Raw genomic sequence first — 18,582 nt, forward strand, 5'->3', positions numbered from 1 at the left:
CTTTTAGCGCGGCTTTTTTATGGGCGCAGCCATATCCAGCGACATCACGGAAGGTAAACGGCTCGCCAGCGTATCGATCGCAATTCTTACCCTCAGCGGCAGATGCGGCGTCTGCTGCCACACCGCATGAACGTCGAAATGCACATCCGGTGCCTGCTTTAAAAGCGGGACGAGTTTACCCTGATGGATTTCTTTAACGACCATCCAGCAGGGCAGCCATGCAATGCCGTGTCCGGCCAGCGCCGCGTCGCAGATCGCCTGCAAATCATCCATATTGAGCGACGATCGGGGTGTAAAGGTGTGCGAGGTCCCTTCATTATCCATCAGCTGCCAGGAGAGGACTCTGCCTGCGCGCAGATAGTTAATCGCCGTATGAAGGGGTAAATCAGCCACGCTTTGCGGCTGGCCTTTTTTCAGCAGATAATCCGGCGAAGCGCACAGCACCATGCGGTGTTCTCCCAGCTTTCTGGCGACCAGCACGCTGCTGTCCTGAAGCGTGCCGTTACGCACCGCCATATCAAACCCTTCCTCGACGAGATCCACCACGCGGTCGCTGAATGACATCTCCAGTTCAAGCCCGGGGTGTTCCTGTGCCAGCGCTATCAGCAGCGGCGCGACGCACTGGCGACCAAACAGCACCGGCATGGCAACGCGCAGGCGGCCACTGACCTGCTGTTTCCCTGTTTCAAGCAGCGATTCTGCGCCCCGAATCTCCTCCAGCGCGCGCAGGCAGCGTTCATAAAAAAGGGCGCCGTTATCGGTCAGTCTCTGGCTGCGGGTGGTGCGCTGAAAGAGCCGTACTCCCAGGCGTTCCTCAAGGCGAGCGATGCTTTTTCCTACCGCCGAGCGCGACAGGTGCAGGCGAACTGCGGCCTGAGCAAAACTTCCCGCCTCAACGGCAGCGACAAAAACAGGAATATCTTTCAGCGTATCGGTCATGGATTGTATCCATTCAGGCATCAATAAAGAGAAAACTTATCGCCACTGGAGATCATAAGTCAACGGTAGACTGTCAGGACCAAAGCTTACTTGATGGCCGGAGAAAAAAATGACCGAGACAATGCAACGCTGGACGATGAGCGCCCTCGGGCGCGAGAGCCTTACGCTTATTCAGGAGCCCATTCCACAGCCCGGTCCGGGTGAAGTGCGCGTAAGGGTGAATGCCGTCGCGCTCAACTATCGCGACAAAATGGTGATTGAAGGCACGATGCCGATTCCGCTTTCCTTCCCGTTTACCCCGGCGTCTGACATGGCGGGCGTCGTCGACAGCATTGGTGAAGGCGTCACGCGTTTCCAGCCAGGCGCCCGCGTCATCTCAACCTTCTTCCCGGAGTGGATCGACGGTAAACCGCAGGCTGACGCGCGCAATTTGCCCTATAAAACGTCCGGCGGATACTTCCAGGGAATGCTGGCCGAGTACGTGATTGTGAAGGAAGACGCGCTGGCGGCCTCCCCGGAGACCCTGGATGACGCCGAGGCCAGCACCTTACCCTGCGCAGGGCTTACCGCCTGGTTTGCGCTGGTGGAACGCGGTCAGCTGCGCGCCGGGCAATCGGTGCTGGTACAGGGAACGGGCGGCGTGGCGATTTTCGCCCTGCAAATTGCCAAAGCGCACGGCGCGGAGGTGTTTGTCACCTCGGGGAGCGATGAAAAACTGGCGCTGGCCAAAACGCTGGGGGCCAGCCAGGGCATCAACCGTCTGAAAGGCGACTGGGCTGAAAATACGCTGGCGCTGACTCAGGATCGCGGCATCGACCATATTATTGAAACCGTGGGCGGAGAGAACCTGAAGCATTCCCTGCGCGCCGTTGCCGTTCATGGACGCATATCGGTCATTGGCGTGCTGGCCGGGTCTAACATTTCGCTCTCTGCTGGCGAACTGTTGCTGAAATCTCCCGTCATTCAGGGGATCGGCGTAGGCCACCGCAGGGCGCTGGAAGATTTCGTTCGCGCTGTTGACGTCACGGGACTGAAGCCGGTGATTGAGCATCGCTACCGCTTTAACGAGCTTGAACAGGCACTTGGACATCTGGATCGCGGCGCGTTCGGTAAAATCGTTCTCACCCGCGAGTAAGCCTTTGTTCCCCGGAATAAACGTAAAAGGGGTGTTCCTGTTGCGCAATGTAGCTCTATTTTTGTGTGCTTAATCGCGTTAGCATGAGGCAGCACTCATTTATTCTGGGGAACTCATGGCTATCAAACTCATTGCAATCGATATGGACGGCACGCTGCTGTTGCCGGACCACACCATCTCTCCAGCCGTTAAAAACGCGATCGCCGCGGCGCGCGCAAAGGGCGTGAATGTGGTTCTGACCACGGGGCGTCCGTATGCGGGCGTGCACAGCTACCTGAAAGAGCTGCACATGAATCAGCCTGGCGACTACTGCATCACCTATAACGGCGCGCTGGTACAGAAAGCCGCGGATGGCAGTACGGTTGCGCAAACCGCGCTGAGCTACGATGACTACTTGTTCCTGGAAAAACTGTCCCGTGAGGTGGGCTCCCACTTCCACGCCCTCGATCGCAATACGCTTTACACCGCCAACCGTGATATCAGCTACTACACGGTACATGAATCCTACGTTGCGACCATTCCGCTGGTGTTCTGTGAAGCCGAGAAGATGGACCCGGCGACCCAGTTCCTGAAAGTGATGATGATTGACGAGCCGGAGATCCTGGATAAGGCGATTGCGCGCATTCCGGCCGAGGTGAAAGAGAAATACACCGTGCTGAAAAGTGCGCCGTACTTCCTCGAAATCCTCGATAAACGCGTCAATAAAGGCACCGGCGTTAAATCGCTGGCCGACGCGCTGGGCATTAAGCCGGATGAAATCATGGCCCTGGGCGATCAGGAAAACGACATCGCGATGATTGAATATGCGGGCATGGGCGTGGCGATGGAAAACGCTATTCCGTCGGTGAAAGAAGTGGCTAATTTTGTCACCAAATCCAACCTCGAAGACGGCGTGGCCTACGCGATCGAGAAGTTTGTGCTGAACTAAACACCCGCTTGCTATACCCTGATGCGATAACTGTGCATCAGGGTATCCTCATGAAACAAATCACCTTCGCTTCCCGCAACCACCAGCTGACCAACATCAATACCTGGACGCCGGACAGCCAGTGGCTGGTCTATGACGTGCGCCCGTCAGGTGCGTCGTTCACCGGTGAAACCATCGAGCGGGTCAACGTCGGCACGGGTGAGGTGGAGGTGGTTTATCGCGCCACTGACGGCGCGCATGTCGGCGTGGTGACCGTTCATCCCGCGCAGGAGAAATACGTGTTTATCCACGGTCCGAAAAATCCGGATGCAGACTGGCACTACGATTTTCATCATCGTCAGGGGGTGATTGCGCATCACGGCCAGTTGAGCAACCTGGACGCGATGGATATCACTTCGCCGTACACTCCTGGCGCGCTGCGCGGCGGAAGCCACGTCCATGTCTTCAGCCCGAACGGCCTGCTCGTCAGCTTTACCTATAACGACCACGTGCTCCACGAGCGCGATCCTAAACTTGATTTACGCAACGTCGGCGTGGCGGCGCCTTTCGGTCCGGTAAACCCGCAGGGGAACCATCCCCGTGAATATTCGGGAACCTTCTGGAGCGTACTGGTTAGCCGCACGACGCCCAATCCGCAGCCGGGCAGCGACGAGATTAACCGCGCTTACGAAGAGGGCTGGGTGGGCAACGACAGGCTGGCGTTTATCGGCGATACCCTGTCTGCAACGGGCGAGAAAGTGCCTGAACTTTTTATTGTTAATCTGCCCGAAGACGAGCAGGGCTGGAAGCGTGCGGGCGATGCGCCGCTACAGGGCACGACGGATACCCTGCCAGCGCCGCCAGCGGGAGTAGAACAGCGTCGTTTAACCTTTACGCATCAGAGGGCGTATCCGGGTCTGGTAAACGTGCCGCGTCACTGGGTTCGCAGTAATCCGCAGGGGACACAGATTGCGTTTCTGATGCGGGATGATAACGGTATTGTGCAGCTGTGGCTGATCTCGCCGGAGGGCGGCGAGCCGCGCCAGTTGACGCGAAACGGAAGCGATATCCAGTCTGCATTTAACTGGCATCCTTCCGGCGATCGTTTGGGGTTTGTGCTCGAAAATAGGATCGCGTGCTGCGATGCACAGACCGGAGAGGTGACGTTTTTGACGTCCGATCACGGCAATCCGCCGTCTGCTGATGCGGTCGTGTTTTCTCCGGACGGACGCGTTATTGCATGGATGGAAGAGACAGCCGGTTTCCGTCAGCTTTGGGTAACGGAAACCGCGCAGCGCTAGCGTGGAGGCATGTCAGCGGGCGGGATGACGGCGTTTGTCGCCAGATTCTCCTGCTCGCTTTTTTCTACCCGTGAACGTACGGAGTTGTCCTTACGAAACATATCCCACGGCAGCAGAAGCGTATCCGCCACGGCCGTAAACGGCATATCGAGGATTACCAGGGATTTGGTGCCCCAGTTTGTATCGTCATCGGAGAGCATCGTCGCGCTGGCTCGCGTCCCCGGATATGTTCCTTCTTTACCGCCGGTGTGAGACATCACGCTCGAACACCCGCAAAGTAAAACAACCCCGCTGAACGTCGTCAGCTTTATCAGAACATTTTTCATCATCACTCAGTCATCGTTAATGGCACTGCATAGACCTTCAACTCAGGGTTATAGCGAGCCTTATCCAAAATGGATAGCCCGATAACCCCGCACTGTGGCAGCCATCGCAATTTAACCCTTTGTGCTGTTGTCCCAGTCTAAGCGAGATGCAGGAAAGTGCAAAAAAAAGTGCAGGTGTCGTTCTTGAAAAGGCCGATTGCAGACCCATTTTAATCATGTGGCCCGATAACGAACTCGCCTGATGGGTGTTCGGGGGCGCAAAGGCCTGTCCATGGTGGAAGGCTTCAACTTCTCGCTGATTTCAGGAGTTTTATTTATGCGTAACTTCGATCTTTCTCCGCTCTACCGTTCTGCAATTGGTTTTGACCGCCTGTTTAATCATTTAGAAAATAACCAAAGCCAGAGCAACGGCTACCCTCCATACAATGTTGAGCTGGTTGACGAAAACCACTACCGCATCGCCATTGCCGTCGCCGGTTTTGCAGAAAACGAACTGGAAATCACCGCTCAGGACAACCTGCTGGTGGTGAAAGGTTCCCATACGGCCGAGCAGAAAGAACGTACCTACCTTTATCAGGGCATCGCCGAGCGCAACTTTGAACGCAAGTTCCAGTTAGCCGAGAACATTCACGTGAAAGGCGCGAACCTGGTCAACGGCCTGCTGTTTATCGAACTGGAACGTGTGATTCCGGAAGAGAAAAAACCGCGTCGTATCGAAATTAACTAATTATGCGGGTCGCGCGAGCGGCCCACCCGGACTTGCTTGCCGTAACGGGAGCATATGCGAATCCACCTGGATTTGCAGGAACAACTGCGCACAAAAAATTGTGCCGAACTCGCTTCTCAGAAGGAGATTTAGTATGCGTAACTACGATTTATCCCCCTTGCTTCGTCAGTGGATTGGTTTTGACAAACTGGCTAACGCCCTGCAAAACACCGCTGAGCAACAGACTTTTCCGCCTTACAACATCGAAAAAAGCGACGATAACCACTATCGCATCAGCCTGGCGCTGGCCGGCTTCCGCCAGGAGGATCTGGATATCCAGCTCGAAGGCACGCGTCTGACCGTGAAAGGTACGCCGGAGAAACAAGAGACCGAGACCACATGGCTGCATCAGGGGCTGGTTAATCAGCCGTTTAGCCTGAGCTTTACTCTGGCAGACCATATGGACGTCTCCGGCGCAACGTTTACCAACGGGCTGCTGCATATCGACCTGACCCGTAACGTGCCGGAAGCCATCGCGCCACAGCGTATCGCCATTAGCGACCGGCCGGCGTTAAACAGTTAACAGTGTGCGGGCTGGTGCCCTCACCCCGGCCCTCTCCCACAGGGAGAGGGTGAAAAGATAAAGCCCTGCCACGACAGGGCTTTTTTGTGCGCCATCGCCCATACAACCGCCCACGGCTCTGAGAGAATCCTTAGCATAACTAAGGTTATGCCAAGGAAGTGGATCATGAGTGATATCGCGTTAACCGTAAGCGTGTTGGCCCTGGTCGCTGTTGTTGGCCTGTGGATAGGGAATATCAAAATCCGCGGCGTTGGGTTTGGGATAGGCGGGGTGCTGTTTGGCGGCATTTTTGTCGGGCACTTTGCCGACAAGCTCGGGCTGGTCCTCAGCGCCGAAATGCTCCACTTTACCCAGGAGTTCGGCCTGATCCTCTTCGTTTATACTATCGGTATTCAGGTGGGACCGGGGTTTTTCGCCTCACTTCGGGTCTCCGGATTACGGCTCAACCTGTTTGCCCTCGGCATTGTGATAATGGGCGGGCTGGTCACCGCGATTCTGCACAAAATCTTCGATATCCCGCTCCCCGTAGTACTGGGCATTTTTTCCGGGGCGGTCACCAACACGCCTGCGCTCGGCGCGGGGCAGCAGATCCTTCGCGATTTGGGTATCGAACCCGGCATTGTCGACCAGATGGGGATGAGCTACGCCATGGCCTATCCGTTTGGCATTTGCGGCATTCTGCTCTCCATGTGGCTGGTCCGCGTCCTGTTTCGCATTAACGTCGACAAAGAGGCGAAGGACCATGAAACCACGCTCACCAACGGCCATATGCCGATCAAAACCATCAATATTCGGGTCGATAACCCTAATCTGAATAATATGGCGATTCAGGACGTGCCGATCCTGAACAGCGCCAATATCATCTGCTCCCGCCTTAAGCGCGACGATATGCTGATGGTCCCCGCACCCGGCACCGTCATTCAGCAAGGCGATCTGCTGCACCTTGTCGGTCAGCCCGGAGATTTAAATAACGCGCGGCTGGTGATTGGTCAGGAAGTGGATACCTCGCTCTCAACCCGCGGCACCGATATGCGGGTGGAGCGCGTGGTGGTAACAAACGAGCATGTTCTCGGCAAGAAAATACGCGATCTGCAGGTAAAAGAGCGCTATGACGTGGTGATCTCCCGCCTTAACCGTGCGGGTGTCGAGCTGGTCGCCAGCCCGGAGGCCAGCCTGCAGTTCGGGGATATCCTCAACCTGGTTGGGCGCCCCTCGTCCATTGACGCCGTAGCGGATATGGTGGGCAACGCCCAGCAGAAACTGCAGCAGGTGCAGATGCTGCCTGTGTTTATCGGTATCGGGCTCGGCGTGCTGCTCGGTTCTATTCCTGTGTACGTACCGGGCTTCCCGGTGGCGCTCAAGCTGGGCCTGGCGGGCGGGCCGCTGATTATGGCGCTGATCCTCGGGCGTATCGGCTGCATCGGTAAGCTCTACTGGTTTATGCCGCCAAGCGCTAACCTGGCGCTGCGCGAGCTGGGCATCGTGCTATTCCTGGCGGTGGTCGGGCTGAAGTCCGGCGGGGATTTTGTCGATACCCTGGTCAAGGGCGAAGGGATGAGCTGGGTCGGCTACGGCATCTTTATCACGGCGATCCCGTTGCTGACGGTGGGCATACTGGCGCGGATGTTCGCCAAAATGAACTACCTGACGCTGTGCGGCATGCTGGCGGGTTCCATGACCGATCCGCCCGCGCTGGCCTTTGCCAACAACCTCCACGCCACCAGCGGCGCGGCAGCGCTCTCCTATGCCACCGTCTATCCGCTGGTGATGTTCCTGCGCATCATCACTCCGCAGCTACTGGCGGTGCTGTTCTGGGGGATGAGCTAGCAGGTCGTCCGGGTGGATGCGCCGCAGATGGTAGTCCACCTGGTAATCACTGGTATTTCGGAACATCACTGAATAATTGAGGAACTCGCCGCTGTCGCTGTAGGAAAGAGACGTAATGCGCAGCAGCGGCGTCTGTTCCGGCAGGTTCATATAACCCGCCAGCTGCTTATCGGCCAGCACCGGCGTCAGGCTCTCGTAGTTGCCGCTGATGGTGATCCCGCACTCCTTCTCGATGTAATCAAACTTTGACCCTTCAAGATGCGCCAGCGACAGGTTGCGAAACAGCTTCACCGGCATAAAGCTGTCCTCCAGCATCAGCGGTTTTCCGTCCACGTAGCGCACCCGTCTGGAAAAGTAGATCCGCTCATCCACCTGAATCCGCAGCTGGCTGGCGATGGCGGGCGGGGCGGGCATCACTTCAAACTGCAGCACCTTGCTCTGCACCTCTTTTCCCTGCTGACGCAGCACCTCCACCAGCCCGGTCAGGTTGGTGGTTTCGTGGTGAACGTCTTTGCGCGACACAAACGTGCCGCTGCCGTGCCGCCGTTCAACCAGCCCCCAGCTCACCAGCAGATCCAGCGCCTTGCGGATGGTCATGCGCGCCACGCCAAACTCCTGCGCCAGCGCTTTCTCGCCCGGCAGCGGGCTGCCGATGTTGTAGTCCGACGAATTCAGCCGCAGCCGCAATCTGTCAGCAATGGATTTGTAGATCACCAGTAGACCTCTCTGCCCTTATCAGGGCGTAGATGGCGTCCTGACATGTCCATATTTACCACAAAAAGTAGACCTGATTGGTCAAAATAAAACCATGAATGCGATCACGAATCGCAGCGGCACGCCATGTTCGCGCATCAGTAAGTTCTTATGCTCACCTCAGGCCAGCAAAAAACCATAAAGGCCTCTACCCCTACAGGTTGTTTCATGAGGATTTAAAAATGCTCAGTCAAATACAACGTTTTGGCGGTGCCATGTTTACCCCGGTGTTGCTGTTTCCGTTCGCCGGGATCGTGGTGGGAATCGCCATCATGCTTCGCAACCCGCTGTTTGTCGGCGAAGCCTTAACGGCCCCCGATCATCTTTTCGCGCAGATTGTTCACATCATTGAAGAGGGCGGTTGGGCGGTGTTCCGCAATATGCCGCTGATTTTTGCCGTCGGCCTGCCGATTGGCCTGGCGAAGCAGGCCCAGGGCCGCGCCTGTCTGGCGGTGCTGATTAGTTTCCTGACCTGGAACTACTTTATCAACGCGATGGGGATGACCTGGGGCCACTTCTTTGGCGTCGATTTCTCCGCCGAACCGACGGCAGGTAGCGGGCTGGCGATGATTGCCGGGATCAAAACGCTCGATACCAGCATCATCGGGGCCATCGTGATTTCAGGCATCGTCACCGCCATCCACAACCGCTATTTTGACAAGCCGCTGCCGGTGTTTCTGGGGATTTTCCAGGGCAGCTCGTTTGTCGTTATCCTCGCGTTCTTCGTCATGATCCCCTGCGCCTGGCTGACGCTGCTGGGCTGGCCGAAAGTGCAGATGGGCATTGAGTCTCTGCAGGCGTTCCTGCGCTCTGCCGGGGCGCTGGGCGTGTGGGTGTATACCTTCCTGGAACGCATTCTGATCCCAACCGGATTGCACCACTTCGTCTACGGTCCGTTCATCTTCGGCCCGGCGGCGGTGGAAGGGGGAATTCAGGTCTACTGGGCGCAGCACCTGCAGGAATTCAGCCAGAGCACCCTGCCGCTGAAAACCCTCTTCCCGGAAGGCGGCTTCGCCCTGCACGGTAACTCAAAAGTGTTCGGTTCGATCGGGATTGCGCTGGCGATCTGGTACACCGCGTCGCCGGAAAACCGCGTCAAGGTCGCGGGGCTGCTGGTCCCGGCCACGCTTACCGCGGTGCTGGTGGGCATTACTGAACCGCTCGAATTCACCTTCCTGTTTATCTCGCCGCTGCTGTTTGCCGTTCACGCCGTGCTGGCGGCGACCATGGCGACGGTGATGTACGCCTTCGGCGTGGTCGGCAACATGGGCGGCGGCCTGCTGGACCAGTTCCTGCCGCAAAACTGGATCCCGATGTTCCATAACCACGCCGCGATGGTCTTCACCCAGATCGGCATTGGCCTCTGCTTTACCGGGATCTACTTCGTGGTCTTCAAAACGCTGATTGCGCGTCTGAACCTGAAAACGCCGGGCCGGGAAGAGAGCGAAATCAAACTCTACAGCAAGGCCGACTATAAGGCGGCGCGCGGGCAAACCACCGCCCCGGCGGCGGCCAGCCAGCAGGTCGGACAGGCCGCCGGGTTCCTGCAGGCGCTTGGCGGCGCGGCCAACATCGAAAGCATCAACAACTGCGCCACCCGCCTGCGCATCGCCCTGGTCGATATGGCGAAAACGCAAAGCGATGACGTCTTCAAAGCCCTCGGCGCCCACGGCGTGGTGCGACGCGGCAACGGTATTCAGGTGATTGTCGGCCTGCACGTTCCTCAGGTGCGCGACCAGCTGGAATCGCTGATGAAAACCCCCTTAACGAATGAACAAACCACCCTGACAGAGGCTATATCATGAAAAAATTCTCAGTTGTCATTGCAGGCGGCGGCAGCACCTTTACGCCTGGTATCGTCCTGATGCTGTTAGCCAACCGTGACCGTTTCCCGCTGCGCGCCCTGAAGTTTTATGACAACGACGGCGCGCGTCAGGAGACCATCGCCGAAGCGTGCAAAATCATCCTTAAGGAGCAGGCTCCGGAGATTGAATTCAGCTACACCACCAATCCGAAAGCGGCGTTTACCGATGTCGATTTCGTAATGGCGCATATCCGCGTGGGCAAATACCCAATGCGTGAAAAAGATGAAAAAATCCCGCTGCGCCACGGCGTGCTGGGCCAGGAAACCTGCGGCCCGGGCGGCATCTCCTACGGCATGCGCTCTATCGGCGGCGTGCTGGAGCTGGTGGATTACATGGAGCAGTACTCCCCAAACGCGTGGATGCTGAACTACTCCAACCCGGCGGCGATTGTCGCGGAAGCCACGCGCCGCCTGCGTCCGAACGCCAAAATCCTCAACATCTGCGATATGCCGATCGGCATTGAAGGGCGCATGGCGCAGATAGTCGGCCTGAAGGACCGCAAAGAGATGCGCGTGCGCTACTACGGCCTGAATCACTTCGGCTGGTGGACGTCGATTGAAGACCTGAACGGCAACGATCTGATGCCGAAGCTGCGCGAATACGTGGCGAAAAACGGCTATGTTCCGCCTTCGGAAGATGCGCACACCGAAGCGAGCTGGAACGATACGTTCGCTAAAGCAAAAGACGTGCAGGCGCTGGATCCGGACACCATGCCGAACACCTACCTGAAGTATTACCTGTTCCCGGACTACGTGGTCGCGCATTCCAACCCGGAACGCACCCGCGCCAATGAGGTCATGGATCACCGTGAAAAGCATGTGTTCAGTTCCTGCCGGGCGATTATCGAGGCGGGCAAATCCTCCGCCGGTGAGCTGGAAATTGATGAACACGCGTCGTACATCGTCGATCTGGCGACCGCCATTGCCTTTAACACCCAGGAGCGGATGCTTCTGATTGTGCCAAACAACGGGGCCATCCATAACTTCGATGCCGACGCGATGGTTGAGATACCGTGCCTGGTCGGCCATAACGGTCCTGAGCCGCTTACGGTGGGCGATATTCCACACTTCCAGAAAGGGCTGATGAGCCAGCAGGTAGCGGTGGAAAAACTGGTGGTGGATGCCTGGGAGCAGCGCTCGTACCAGAAACTCTGGCAGGCGATTACCCTGTCGAAAACCGTGCCGAGCGCGTCCGTCGCGAAAGCGATTCTGGATGACCTGATCGAGGCCAACAAGGATTACTGGCCAGAGCTGCACTGATCGTCCTGACCGACATCGCCCGATGTCGGTCTCCTTGTCCTTGTCGATTTACGCTATGCTGAAGCCTGCCCGTAGCTCGACAAGGAACCTTCATGAAAATTTCCCGCCTCGGCGAAGCGCCGGACTACCGCTTCTCGCTGGCTAATGAACGCACGTTTTTAGCGTGGATCCGCACCGCGCTGGGATTCCTTGCCGCAGGGGTGGGTCTCGACCAGCTCGCGCCTGATTTTGCCACGCCGCTGATTCGAGAGGTGCTGGCGCTGCTCCTGTGCCTGTTTGCGGGCGTGCTGGCGGTTTACGGCTATCTGCGCTGGCTGCGCAATGAGAAGGCGATGCGCCTGAAGCAGGATCTGCCCTATACGCGCGGGTTACTCATCATCAGCGCGGTTTTGCTGGCGGTGGCGGGCGTGGTGATGGTGCTGGTGTTCTATGGCGGATAGCCGCAAAGCGCGACGGGAAGCGGACCCCGGCCTGCAGCCGGAGCGGACGTCGCTCGCCTGGCTGCGTACGCTGCTGGGGTATGGCGCGCTGATTGCCCTGGCGATTAAGCACAACTGGCACCGCACCGGGGTGCCGTTCTGGATCTCGCTTGTTGTGCTGGCGCTGGTGGCGATCGTTTTATGGCGCTATACCCGCAGCCGTAACCTGATGGACGTGGCGCAGAACGACTTTGTGCAGCCGAAGGCGGTGCGGGATAAGTTCCTGATTGCGCTGGCCGTGCTGTCTCTGTCTTTACTCTTCGCAGTGACTCACATTCAGCAAATTGTGGGCTTTTAAAGCCCGGTGGCGGCTACGCCTTACCGGGCCTACGATTAGCGGCCTTTTGCTAAATACTTCGCCATCTCGTCTTCCGGCACCATCCCGCCGCCGGTCGCCCACACAACGTGGGTAACGTTCGCACCGGCACTGACGCGCACCGGCCCGGCCATCCCCGCCAGCGCCGACGGTTCCAGACGAATGCCTTCCTCCTGCGCCAGCCAGCCGAGCATGTCGTACATGCTCTGATCGGAAAGCGTATAGAACCCGTCGAGCAGGCGCTCCATCGCGCGACCCACGAAGCCAGACGCGCGCCCTACCGCCAGCCCGTCCGCCGCCGTCACGTTATCAATGCCCAGGTCCTGTACGGCAATCTCGTCGTGCAGGCCGGTGTAAACCCCCAGCAGCATGCACGGGGAGTGCGTGGGCTCCGCGAAGAAGCAGTGGACGTTGTCGCCAAAGGCCAGCTTCAGGCCAAACGCCACGCCGCCGGGGCCGCCGCCGACGCCGCACGGCAGGTAGACGTATAGCGGATGCTCCGCATCCACCACGCGGCCCTGTGCGGCAAACTGCGCCTTCAGCCGCTCGCCCGCCACCGCATAGCCCAGGAACAGGGTGCGGGAGTTTTCATCGTCAATGAAGAAACAGTTAGGATCGCTTTCCGCCGCTTTGCGTCCCTGCTCCACCGCCACGCCGTAATCCTGCTCGTATTCCACGACGATCACGCCGTGGCTGCGCAGTTTGGCTTTCTTCCACTCGCGGGCGTCGGCGGACATATGCACCGTCACCTTAAAGCCGATGCGGGCGCTCATAATGCCGATGGACATACCCAGGTTGCCGGTTGAGCCCACGGCGATGCTGTACTGGCTGAAGAAGTCCTTAAAGCGCGGCTCCAGCAGAACGCTGTAGTCGTCTTCAACGCTCAGCAACCCGGCTTCCAGCGCCAGTTTTTCCGCGTGGGTCAGCACCTCATAGATACCGCCGCGCGCTTTAATCGAGCCGGAGATCGGCAAATGGCTGTCTTTTTTCAGCAGCAGGGTGCCGGGAATGGCCTTGCCGGACTCTTTCTCCAGCCGCGCCTGCATTGCCGGAATCGCGACCAGTTCGGATTCAATAATCCCGCCCGTTGCCGCCGTCTCCGGGAAGGCTTTCACCAGATAAGGCGCGAAGCGTTTCAGGCGAGCGTGGGCGTCGTCCACGTCGGCTTTGGTCAGCCCGACATAGGGCAGCCCTTCAGCCAGCGTCGTGGTGCGCGGGTTAAGCCAGGTGGTTTCTTTCAGGGCAATCAGATCCTCAACCAGAGGAAACCGTGCGGTTAAAGTAGTGATAGTTGCGTTTTCCATAATACGTCTCTTCGCGCTCAGATAATGAAAGAAAGCAGGAATGTGCCGCCAAGTGCAAGCACCGAGGCGATAAACGTCGCCGTCGTATAGTATTTGAAGGTCTCATTCAGGGTCGCGCCGCAGTATTGCTTCACCAGCCAGAAGAGGGAATCGGTTACGATTGTGCAGCCAATGGCGCCGGAACCGATGGCAATGGTGATGATCTCCGGGCTCACATTCGGGTACAGCGGCAGCATCGGCGCGACTATCGCCGTGGCGCCCATCATCGCCACCGTCGCGGAGCCTACGGCGGCATGCAGCACCAGCGCCACCAGCCAGGCAAGCAGGATAGGGTGCATGTGCAGGTTCGAGAGAATATGCGCCAGCGAGTCCGCCAGTCCGCTGGTTTTCAGGATGGCGTTAAACGCGCCGCCCGCGCCGATAATCAGCAAAATGTTGGCGATAGAGCCGAAGCCGTGCTCGGTATGCGTCAGCATCGTGCCCATGCCCATATGCTGGCGGATGCCCAGCAGGTAGTAGGCGACAAACACGGCGATAAACATCGCGGTGATCGGGTTGCCGATAAACTCCAGCAGCGTATACAGCGTGCCTTCTTTTGCCATATTCAGCTCGGCAATGGTTTTCACCAGCATCAGGGCAATCGGCAGCAGCACCGTGAACAGCGTGGCGCTCAGCGACGGCAGGGTGTGCTCTTCCCGCACCTTCAGGTCTGAAAATTCCGCCGGAACCGGTTTAAACGGCAGACGGTTGCCGAGCAGTTTCAGGAACAGCGGGCCGCCGACCAGAGAGGCCATCAGGCCCACCAGCAGGCCGTAGACGATCACCGTCCCGATGTCCGCCCCTAATTTATTGGTCACAAACAGCGCAGCCGGATGCGGCGGCACCACGCAGTGCACCGCCATCAGCGCGGTACAGAGCGGAATGGCCAGCTTAAGCAGCGACGTGTGGGTCTTTTTGGCGATGGAAAACGCCAGCGGGATCAGCAGGACCACGCCCACTTCCACGAACAGCGTAATGCCGCAGATCAGGCCGACCAGCACCATAATCACGTCTGCTGACAGCCAGCGACAGCGCTGCAGGGCGATCCCGATGCGCTCTGCCGCGCCGGAAACCTCCATCATCTTGCCGAGAATGGTTCCAAGGCCGATAACCGCCGCCAGGAAGCCCAGCGTGCCGCCAATCCCGCTCTCGATGGCGTTTACCATATCCAGCGGGCTCATTCCCATCATTGCGCCGACGAAAAAGCTCGCCAGCAGCAGCGCGAGGAACGGGTGAAACTTCAGTTTTACGATGGTTAAAACAATCAACACAATGCTGACCAGCAGCGTTGCCACAACCCAGACCTGAGATCCCATATCTCACCTCACCCTTATGTCATCTGGGGGTATTGGACGAAAAAGCGGCGTGGGCTGACAAACGATATAAATTGGCGTTCAGGTGAGCCAGATTGAATCAACTGAGTGACTGCGCTCTAAAAAACGCACTTAATCCGCATTAGGTTCACATAAATTCACCCTTAAACAGTATGCTGAGCGCAGAAACCACGCGTGAGAATTGTGATGACCGATGCAAATGAAGCCAGAAACCGGCTGCTCAACGGCTGGCAACTGTCGAAAATGTACACCTTTGAAGTGGCGGCCCGGCATGAATCCTTCGCGCTGGCGGCGGAGGAACTGTCGCTTAGCCCCAGCGCGGTGAGCCACCGCATTAATCTGCTGGAAGAGGAGCTGGGTATTCAGCTGTTTGTCCGTTCGCACCGTAAAGTCGAGCTGACGCAGGAGGGAAAGCGCGTTTACTGGACGCTAAAATCGTCCCTCGACACCCTGAATCAGGAGATCCTGGACATCAAAAACCAGGCGCTGTCCGGCACGCTGACGGTCTACTCCCGGCCGTCGATCGCCCAGTGCTGGCTGGTACCCATGCTGGGCGACTTTACCCGCCGCTATCCGTCAATATCGCTCACCGTCCTGACCGGTAATGATTACGTCAATATGCAGCGAACGGGTGTCGATCTGGCGCTCTATTTCGACGATACGCCGCCAAACCATCTGTCTCATCACTTCCTGATGGACGAGGAGATTTTGCCCGTCTGCTCGCCGCAGTATGCCCGCGAGCATGAGCTGTTGAAAAACCCCGATAACCTCAGCCACTGCACGCTGCTGCATGACCGTCAGGCCTGGAGTAATGATTCCGGTACGGATGAGTGGCTGAGCTGGGCGCAGCACTTTGCGGTGAATATGCCGCCATCATCGGGAATTGGTTTCGATCGTTCCGATTTGGCGATCATTGCGGCCATTAATCACGTCGGCGTCGCGATGGGCAGAAAGCGGCTGGTGCAAAAACGGCTTGAACGGGGCGAGCTGATCGCTCCGTTTGGTGACAAGACCCTGAAATGTCATCAGCACTACTATATTTCGACGCTTTCTGGCCGGCAGTGGCCGAAAATAGACGCCTTTATCGGCTGGCTGAAAGAACTGGCAGGTTGAAGAATTATTACGCTTTCGCTCTACACCAAATGTGAAAAAGCGTGCTAAATACAGGTAATGCTTTCGATTTATCCAGGGTAAACCGTGTTAAAGCCTTTTATTGCCTGTGCATTACTGATCTCTTCCGGCTGGGCGATGGCCGCTGAGCCGCCGCTGACGGCTGCCCGTTATGCGCAGCAGCTGGGCGTCGGGATGGATGTGGACTGGGCGCGCACCGAGCGCGGCATACGTGAATTCGACCCGCTGGTGGTTCGCGATTTTCGTGCAAAAGGCATTACCCACGTGCGCATCCGCGTGGCCGATGAGCCGACGGAAGCGCGGTTAATTCACCTGCGCAAGCTGGTAGAAGCCTGCGAGCAGTATGGCGTGATCCCGATAATTGCTTATCAGGCTGATGAATATAAAAACGACCCGAAAGCCGATAACGAGAAAGAGACGGTCAACTGGTGGATTGCCGTGGCACACTATTTCGGCCAAAGCTATCCGCAGCTGGGTTTTGATCTCATCTATGAGCCGGCCGACAAGCTTAACCACAGCCTGGCGTCGCTAAACCGCGTGTATGAAAAATCTATTAAAGCGATCCACGACATCGACCCCCAGCGCATGATCTTTATTGCGCCGCGCCTGCGTGCCGCACCGGAGGATTTATCCAGCCTGAAGCTGCCTGCGCATAGTCAAAACTACCTGCTGGCGGAGTGGCATATTTTCCCGTGGGGGCCGCTGAAAAATGGTGGTAAATACCCGTGGACGTCCGGCACGGCGGCGGAGAAAGCGGCTATCCATAATCGCATCAATACCGCGCTGCGCTGGCAGCAAAAAACCGGGCACGTTAGCTGGGTCGGGGGCTGGGGCGTGGGGGAGTCAAACCACCTCACGCCAACCGCTTCGCAAATGGCCTTCGCCACCTTTATGGCCTGCGAACTGCAAAAAGCGAAAATCCCGTATGCGCTTAACGCGGATTTCCAGTTTTACGACGGGGAAGAGGGGGCCTGGCGGCCAGCGCCAGAGCCCTTACTGCAGGCGATGATAACCCCTGCCTGTGAAAAGCCCGGCGAGAAGCCGGGCCATCATGCGCTTAAACCGGCTGCTCGTGATGCGGAACGCGCGACGCCAGCGGCAGCCAGCACAGTAAAATCAGCAGCCCCATCAGCGTCATCAGCAACCCCAAACTAGACTGCCCGGTCTGCGGCATCATCGCCGACAGCCAGGCCAGCGCGCCGGAACCAATGTTCTGCAAACCGCCCACCAGCGCGCCCGCCGTGCCTGCGAGGAACGGGAACGGCTCCATCGCGCCGCTGGTGGCGAGCGGGAACAGCATCCCCGCGCCGAAGAAGAACAGCGCTGCCGGGATGAGCAGCGTCCAGACGGTCATCACGCCAAACAGCCCCGGGATCCACATCATCAGACCCGCCAGCAGGCAGCTGATCACCGACTGCCACATCAGGGTGGAGAAGCGCTTGTTCTGACGCCCGGCAAACCACGCGCCGAAGAACGCCGCCGGGATTGGCAGAATAAACAGAATGCTCACTACCATGCTGCTCAGGCCCAGCCCCGCGCCCAGCAGCACGCCGGAGCAGGCTTCAAACACCGCGATGCCCGCCAGGCCGCCGATCAGCATCAGCAGGTAGCAGGTGAACGCGCCGTTGCCGAACAGCGTTTTATAGCTGGCGATAAGCTTCGTGCGCGGCGCGTCCTGCGGCCGCGTTTCCGGCATCCAGCGCGCCATGCTGAAGGTGACAATCATGCAGAGCACCAGCAGGAAGGCGTAGCAGGCGCGCCAGGACCACATAGTGTCCAGCAGGCCGCCAATCAGCGGGGCCAGCAGTGGGCTCACCAGAATCCCCATATTCAACAGGCTGTTGGCATGACGAAGCTGAGTGCCCTGATACATATCGCGCGGTAGGGTTCGCGCCATTACCCCGCCGACGCCGGTCCCGACGCCCTGCAGGGCGCTGGCGGCAATCAATACGGTCAGGCTGTGGGTGGTCATCGCAATCACGGTCGCCACCATGAAAATGCACATACCGACTAAAATCACCGGACGGCGTCCGATACGGTCGGAGAGCGGTCCATAGAACAGCTGCGAAACGCCATAGGTCAGCAGGTAGGCTGCCATCACGCTTTGTACTGCGCCCTCGCGGACGTTTAATTCCTTTGCCATGTCGGCAATCGCCGGAATGTAGATGGTTTGCGCCATCTGACCGACGGCCACCAGTAACACCAGCATCAACAATAAGTTAACGTTCCTTTGTTTTTTCATGTCGCTGAATACTTTTGCCAAAAGAGAAAAATGTAGAATAAGTAACTGCGCATTCCCATAAATGCGCGAGGAATCTACCACAGAGAGATGGCAAATTAAGCATTGTCGTGGTGAATGAAAAAAACGTGAAAGGCAG

18 protein-coding genes and 1 other annotated feature are annotated in these 18,582 nt (G+C 57.9%); of the genes, 12 read left to right on the forward strand and 6 right to left on the reverse strand.

Annotation, left to right across the window (positions count from 1 at the left end):
- Positions 1-3: 3 nt before the first annotated feature.
- The gene (locus LRM19_RS13000; RefSeq protein WP_271369059.1) at positions 4-939 is read right to left on the reverse strand and encodes a LysR family transcriptional regulator; all 936 of its coding nucleotides are present in this window, start codon (positions 937-939) and stop codon (positions 4-6) included.
- A 109-nt stretch (positions 940-1,048) separates the two neighbouring features.
- On the opposite strand from LRM19_RS13000, the gene LRM19_RS13005 reads away from it, so the two are divergent.
- The 3 genes from LRM19_RS13005 (at position 1,049) to LRM19_RS13015 (ending at position 4,282) form a co-directional block, all read left to right on the forward strand.
- Positions 1,049-2,074 (forward strand): zinc-dependent alcohol dehydrogenase family protein, encoded by a 1,026-nt coding sequence (locus LRM19_RS13005; protein WP_271369060.1) that lies wholly within the window; start codon positions 1,049-1,051, stop codon positions 2,072-2,074.
- A gap of 115 nt (positions 2,075-2,189) precedes the next feature.
- Positions 2,190-3,002: a sugar-phosphatase gene (gene yidA / locus LRM19_RS13010; protein ID WP_271369061.1), complete on the forward strand. Its 813-nt coding sequence runs from the start codon at positions 2,190-2,192 to the stop codon at positions 3,000-3,002.
- A 50-nt stretch (positions 3,003-3,052) separates the two neighbouring features.
- Positions 3,053-4,282: a DUF3748 domain-containing protein gene (locus LRM19_RS13015; protein WP_271369063.1), complete on the forward strand. Its 1,230-nt coding sequence runs from the start codon at positions 3,053-3,055 to the stop codon at positions 4,280-4,282.
- Here the strand turns inward: LRM19_RS13015 and LRM19_RS13020 are convergent.
- Positions 4,279-4,611 (reverse strand): YceK/YidQ family lipoprotein, encoded by a 333-nt coding sequence (locus LRM19_RS13020; protein WP_096150942.1) that lies wholly within the window; start codon positions 4,609-4,611, stop codon positions 4,279-4,281. The two genes, LRM19_RS13015 and LRM19_RS13020, sit on opposite strands and share 4 nt — an antisense overlap.
- Positions 4,612-4,859: 248 nt before the next feature.
- Positions 4,860-4,931: a sequence feature (ROSE (Repression Of Heat Shock gene Expression) occurs in the 5'-region of heat shock genes and acts as an RNA thermometer to modulate expression.), on the forward strand.
- On the opposite strand from LRM19_RS13020, the gene ibpA reads away from it, so the two are divergent.
- From ibpA to LRM19_RS13035, 3 genes are all read left to right on the forward strand, one after another.
- Positions 4,925-5,335, forward strand: a complete 411-nt coding sequence (gene ibpA / locus LRM19_RS13025) for a small heat shock chaperone IbpA (RefSeq protein ID WP_008500162.1) — start codon at positions 4,925-4,927, stop codon at positions 5,333-5,335. Its footprint overlaps the feature before it by 7 nt.
- A 133-nt stretch (positions 5,336-5,468) precedes the next feature.
- Positions 5,469-5,897 carry a small heat shock chaperone IbpB gene (ibpB, locus tag LRM19_RS13030; protein ID WP_271369064.1) on the forward strand — a complete coding sequence of 143 codons (429 nt, stop codon included), beginning with the start codon at positions 5,469-5,471 and terminating at the stop codon, positions 5,895-5,897.
- Between the two features lie 165 nt (positions 5,898-6,062).
- Complete coding sequence (locus LRM19_RS13035) at positions 6,063-7,724, forward strand: putative transporter (RefSeq protein WP_271369065.1); 1,662 nt, start codon at positions 6,063-6,065, stop codon at positions 7,722-7,724.
- On the opposite strand, the gene LRM19_RS13040 is transcribed toward LRM19_RS13035, so the two are convergent.
- The gene (locus tag LRM19_RS13040) at positions 7,692-8,438 is read right to left on the reverse strand and encodes a GntR family transcriptional regulator (RefSeq protein WP_023618235.1); all 747 of its coding nucleotides are present in this window, start codon (positions 8,436-8,438) and stop codon (positions 7,692-7,694) included. The genes LRM19_RS13035 and LRM19_RS13040 overlap by 33 nt on opposite strands.
- Positions 8,439-8,659: 221 nt before the next feature.
- On the opposite strand from LRM19_RS13040, the gene LRM19_RS13045 reads away from it, so the two are divergent.
- From LRM19_RS13045 to LRM19_RS13060, 4 genes are all read left to right on the forward strand, one after another.
- A complete protein-coding gene (locus LRM19_RS13045; protein ID WP_271369066.1) occupies positions 8,660-10,282 on the forward strand; it encodes an alpha-glucoside-specific PTS transporter subunit IIBC in 1,623 nt (540 codons plus the stop codon).
- The gene (locus LRM19_RS13050) at positions 10,279-11,601 is read left to right on the forward strand and encodes a 6-phospho-alpha-glucosidase (protein WP_271369067.1); all 1,323 of its coding nucleotides are present in this window, start codon (positions 10,279-10,281) and stop codon (positions 11,599-11,601) included. Before LRM19_RS13045 ends, LRM19_RS13050 begins: the two co-directional genes overlap by 4 nt.
- Positions 11,602-11,693: 92 nt before the next feature.
- Positions 11,694-12,041 (forward strand): YidH family protein, encoded by a 348-nt coding sequence (locus tag LRM19_RS13055; RefSeq protein ID WP_115876760.1) that lies wholly within the window; start codon positions 11,694-11,696, stop codon positions 12,039-12,041.
- Positions 12,031-12,378: a DUF202 domain-containing protein gene (locus LRM19_RS13060; RefSeq protein WP_271369068.1), complete on the forward strand. Its 348-nt coding sequence runs from the start codon at positions 12,031-12,033 to the stop codon at positions 12,376-12,378. The genes LRM19_RS13055 and LRM19_RS13060 overlap by 11 nt, the downstream gene beginning before the upstream one ends.
- A 35-nt stretch (positions 12,379-12,413) precedes the next feature.
- Here LRM19_RS13060 and dsdA read toward each other — a convergent pair whose 3' ends face one another.
- Both dsdA and dsdX read right to left on the reverse strand, forming a co-directional pair.
- A complete protein-coding gene (dsdA, locus tag LRM19_RS13065) occupies positions 12,414-13,700 on the reverse strand; it encodes a D-serine ammonia-lyase (protein ID WP_271369069.1) in 1,287 nt (428 codons plus the stop codon).
- A gap of 17 nt (positions 13,701-13,717) precedes the next feature.
- Positions 13,718-15,055 (reverse strand): D-serine transporter DsdX, encoded by a 1,338-nt coding sequence (dsdX, locus tag LRM19_RS13070; RefSeq protein ID WP_271369070.1) that lies wholly within the window; start codon positions 15,053-15,055, stop codon positions 13,718-13,720.
- Positions 15,056-15,259: 204 nt separating this feature from the next.
- Here dsdX and dsdC point away from each other — a divergent pair, with 204 nt between their 5' ends.
- Together dsdC and LRM19_RS13080 are read left to right on the forward strand one after the other, a co-directional pair.
- Entirely contained in the window at positions 15,260-16,186 is a 927-nt protein-coding gene (dsdC, locus tag LRM19_RS13075) for a DNA-binding transcriptional regulator DsdC (RefSeq protein ID WP_271369071.1), read from the forward strand.
- A gap of 84 nt (positions 16,187-16,270) precedes the next feature.
- Positions 16,271-17,359, forward strand: a complete 1,089-nt coding sequence (locus tag LRM19_RS13080) for a cellulase family glycosylhydrolase (RefSeq protein WP_271369073.1) — start codon at positions 16,271-16,273, stop codon at positions 17,357-17,359.
- Here the strand turns inward: LRM19_RS13080 and emrD are convergent.
- Positions 17,262-18,446, reverse strand: a complete 1,185-nt coding sequence (gene emrD, locus LRM19_RS13085) for a multidrug efflux MFS transporter EmrD (protein WP_248175547.1) — start codon at positions 18,444-18,446, stop codon at positions 17,262-17,264. The genes LRM19_RS13080 and emrD overlap by 98 nt on opposite strands.
- Between the last annotated feature and the right edge of the window lie 136 nt (positions 18,447-18,582).

This window comes from Enterobacter sp. PI-10 (assembly GCF_027947695.1).
GTDB classification, from domain to species: domain Bacteria; phylum Pseudomonadota; class Gammaproteobacteria; order Enterobacterales; family Enterobacteriaceae; genus Enterobacter; species Enterobacter vonholyi.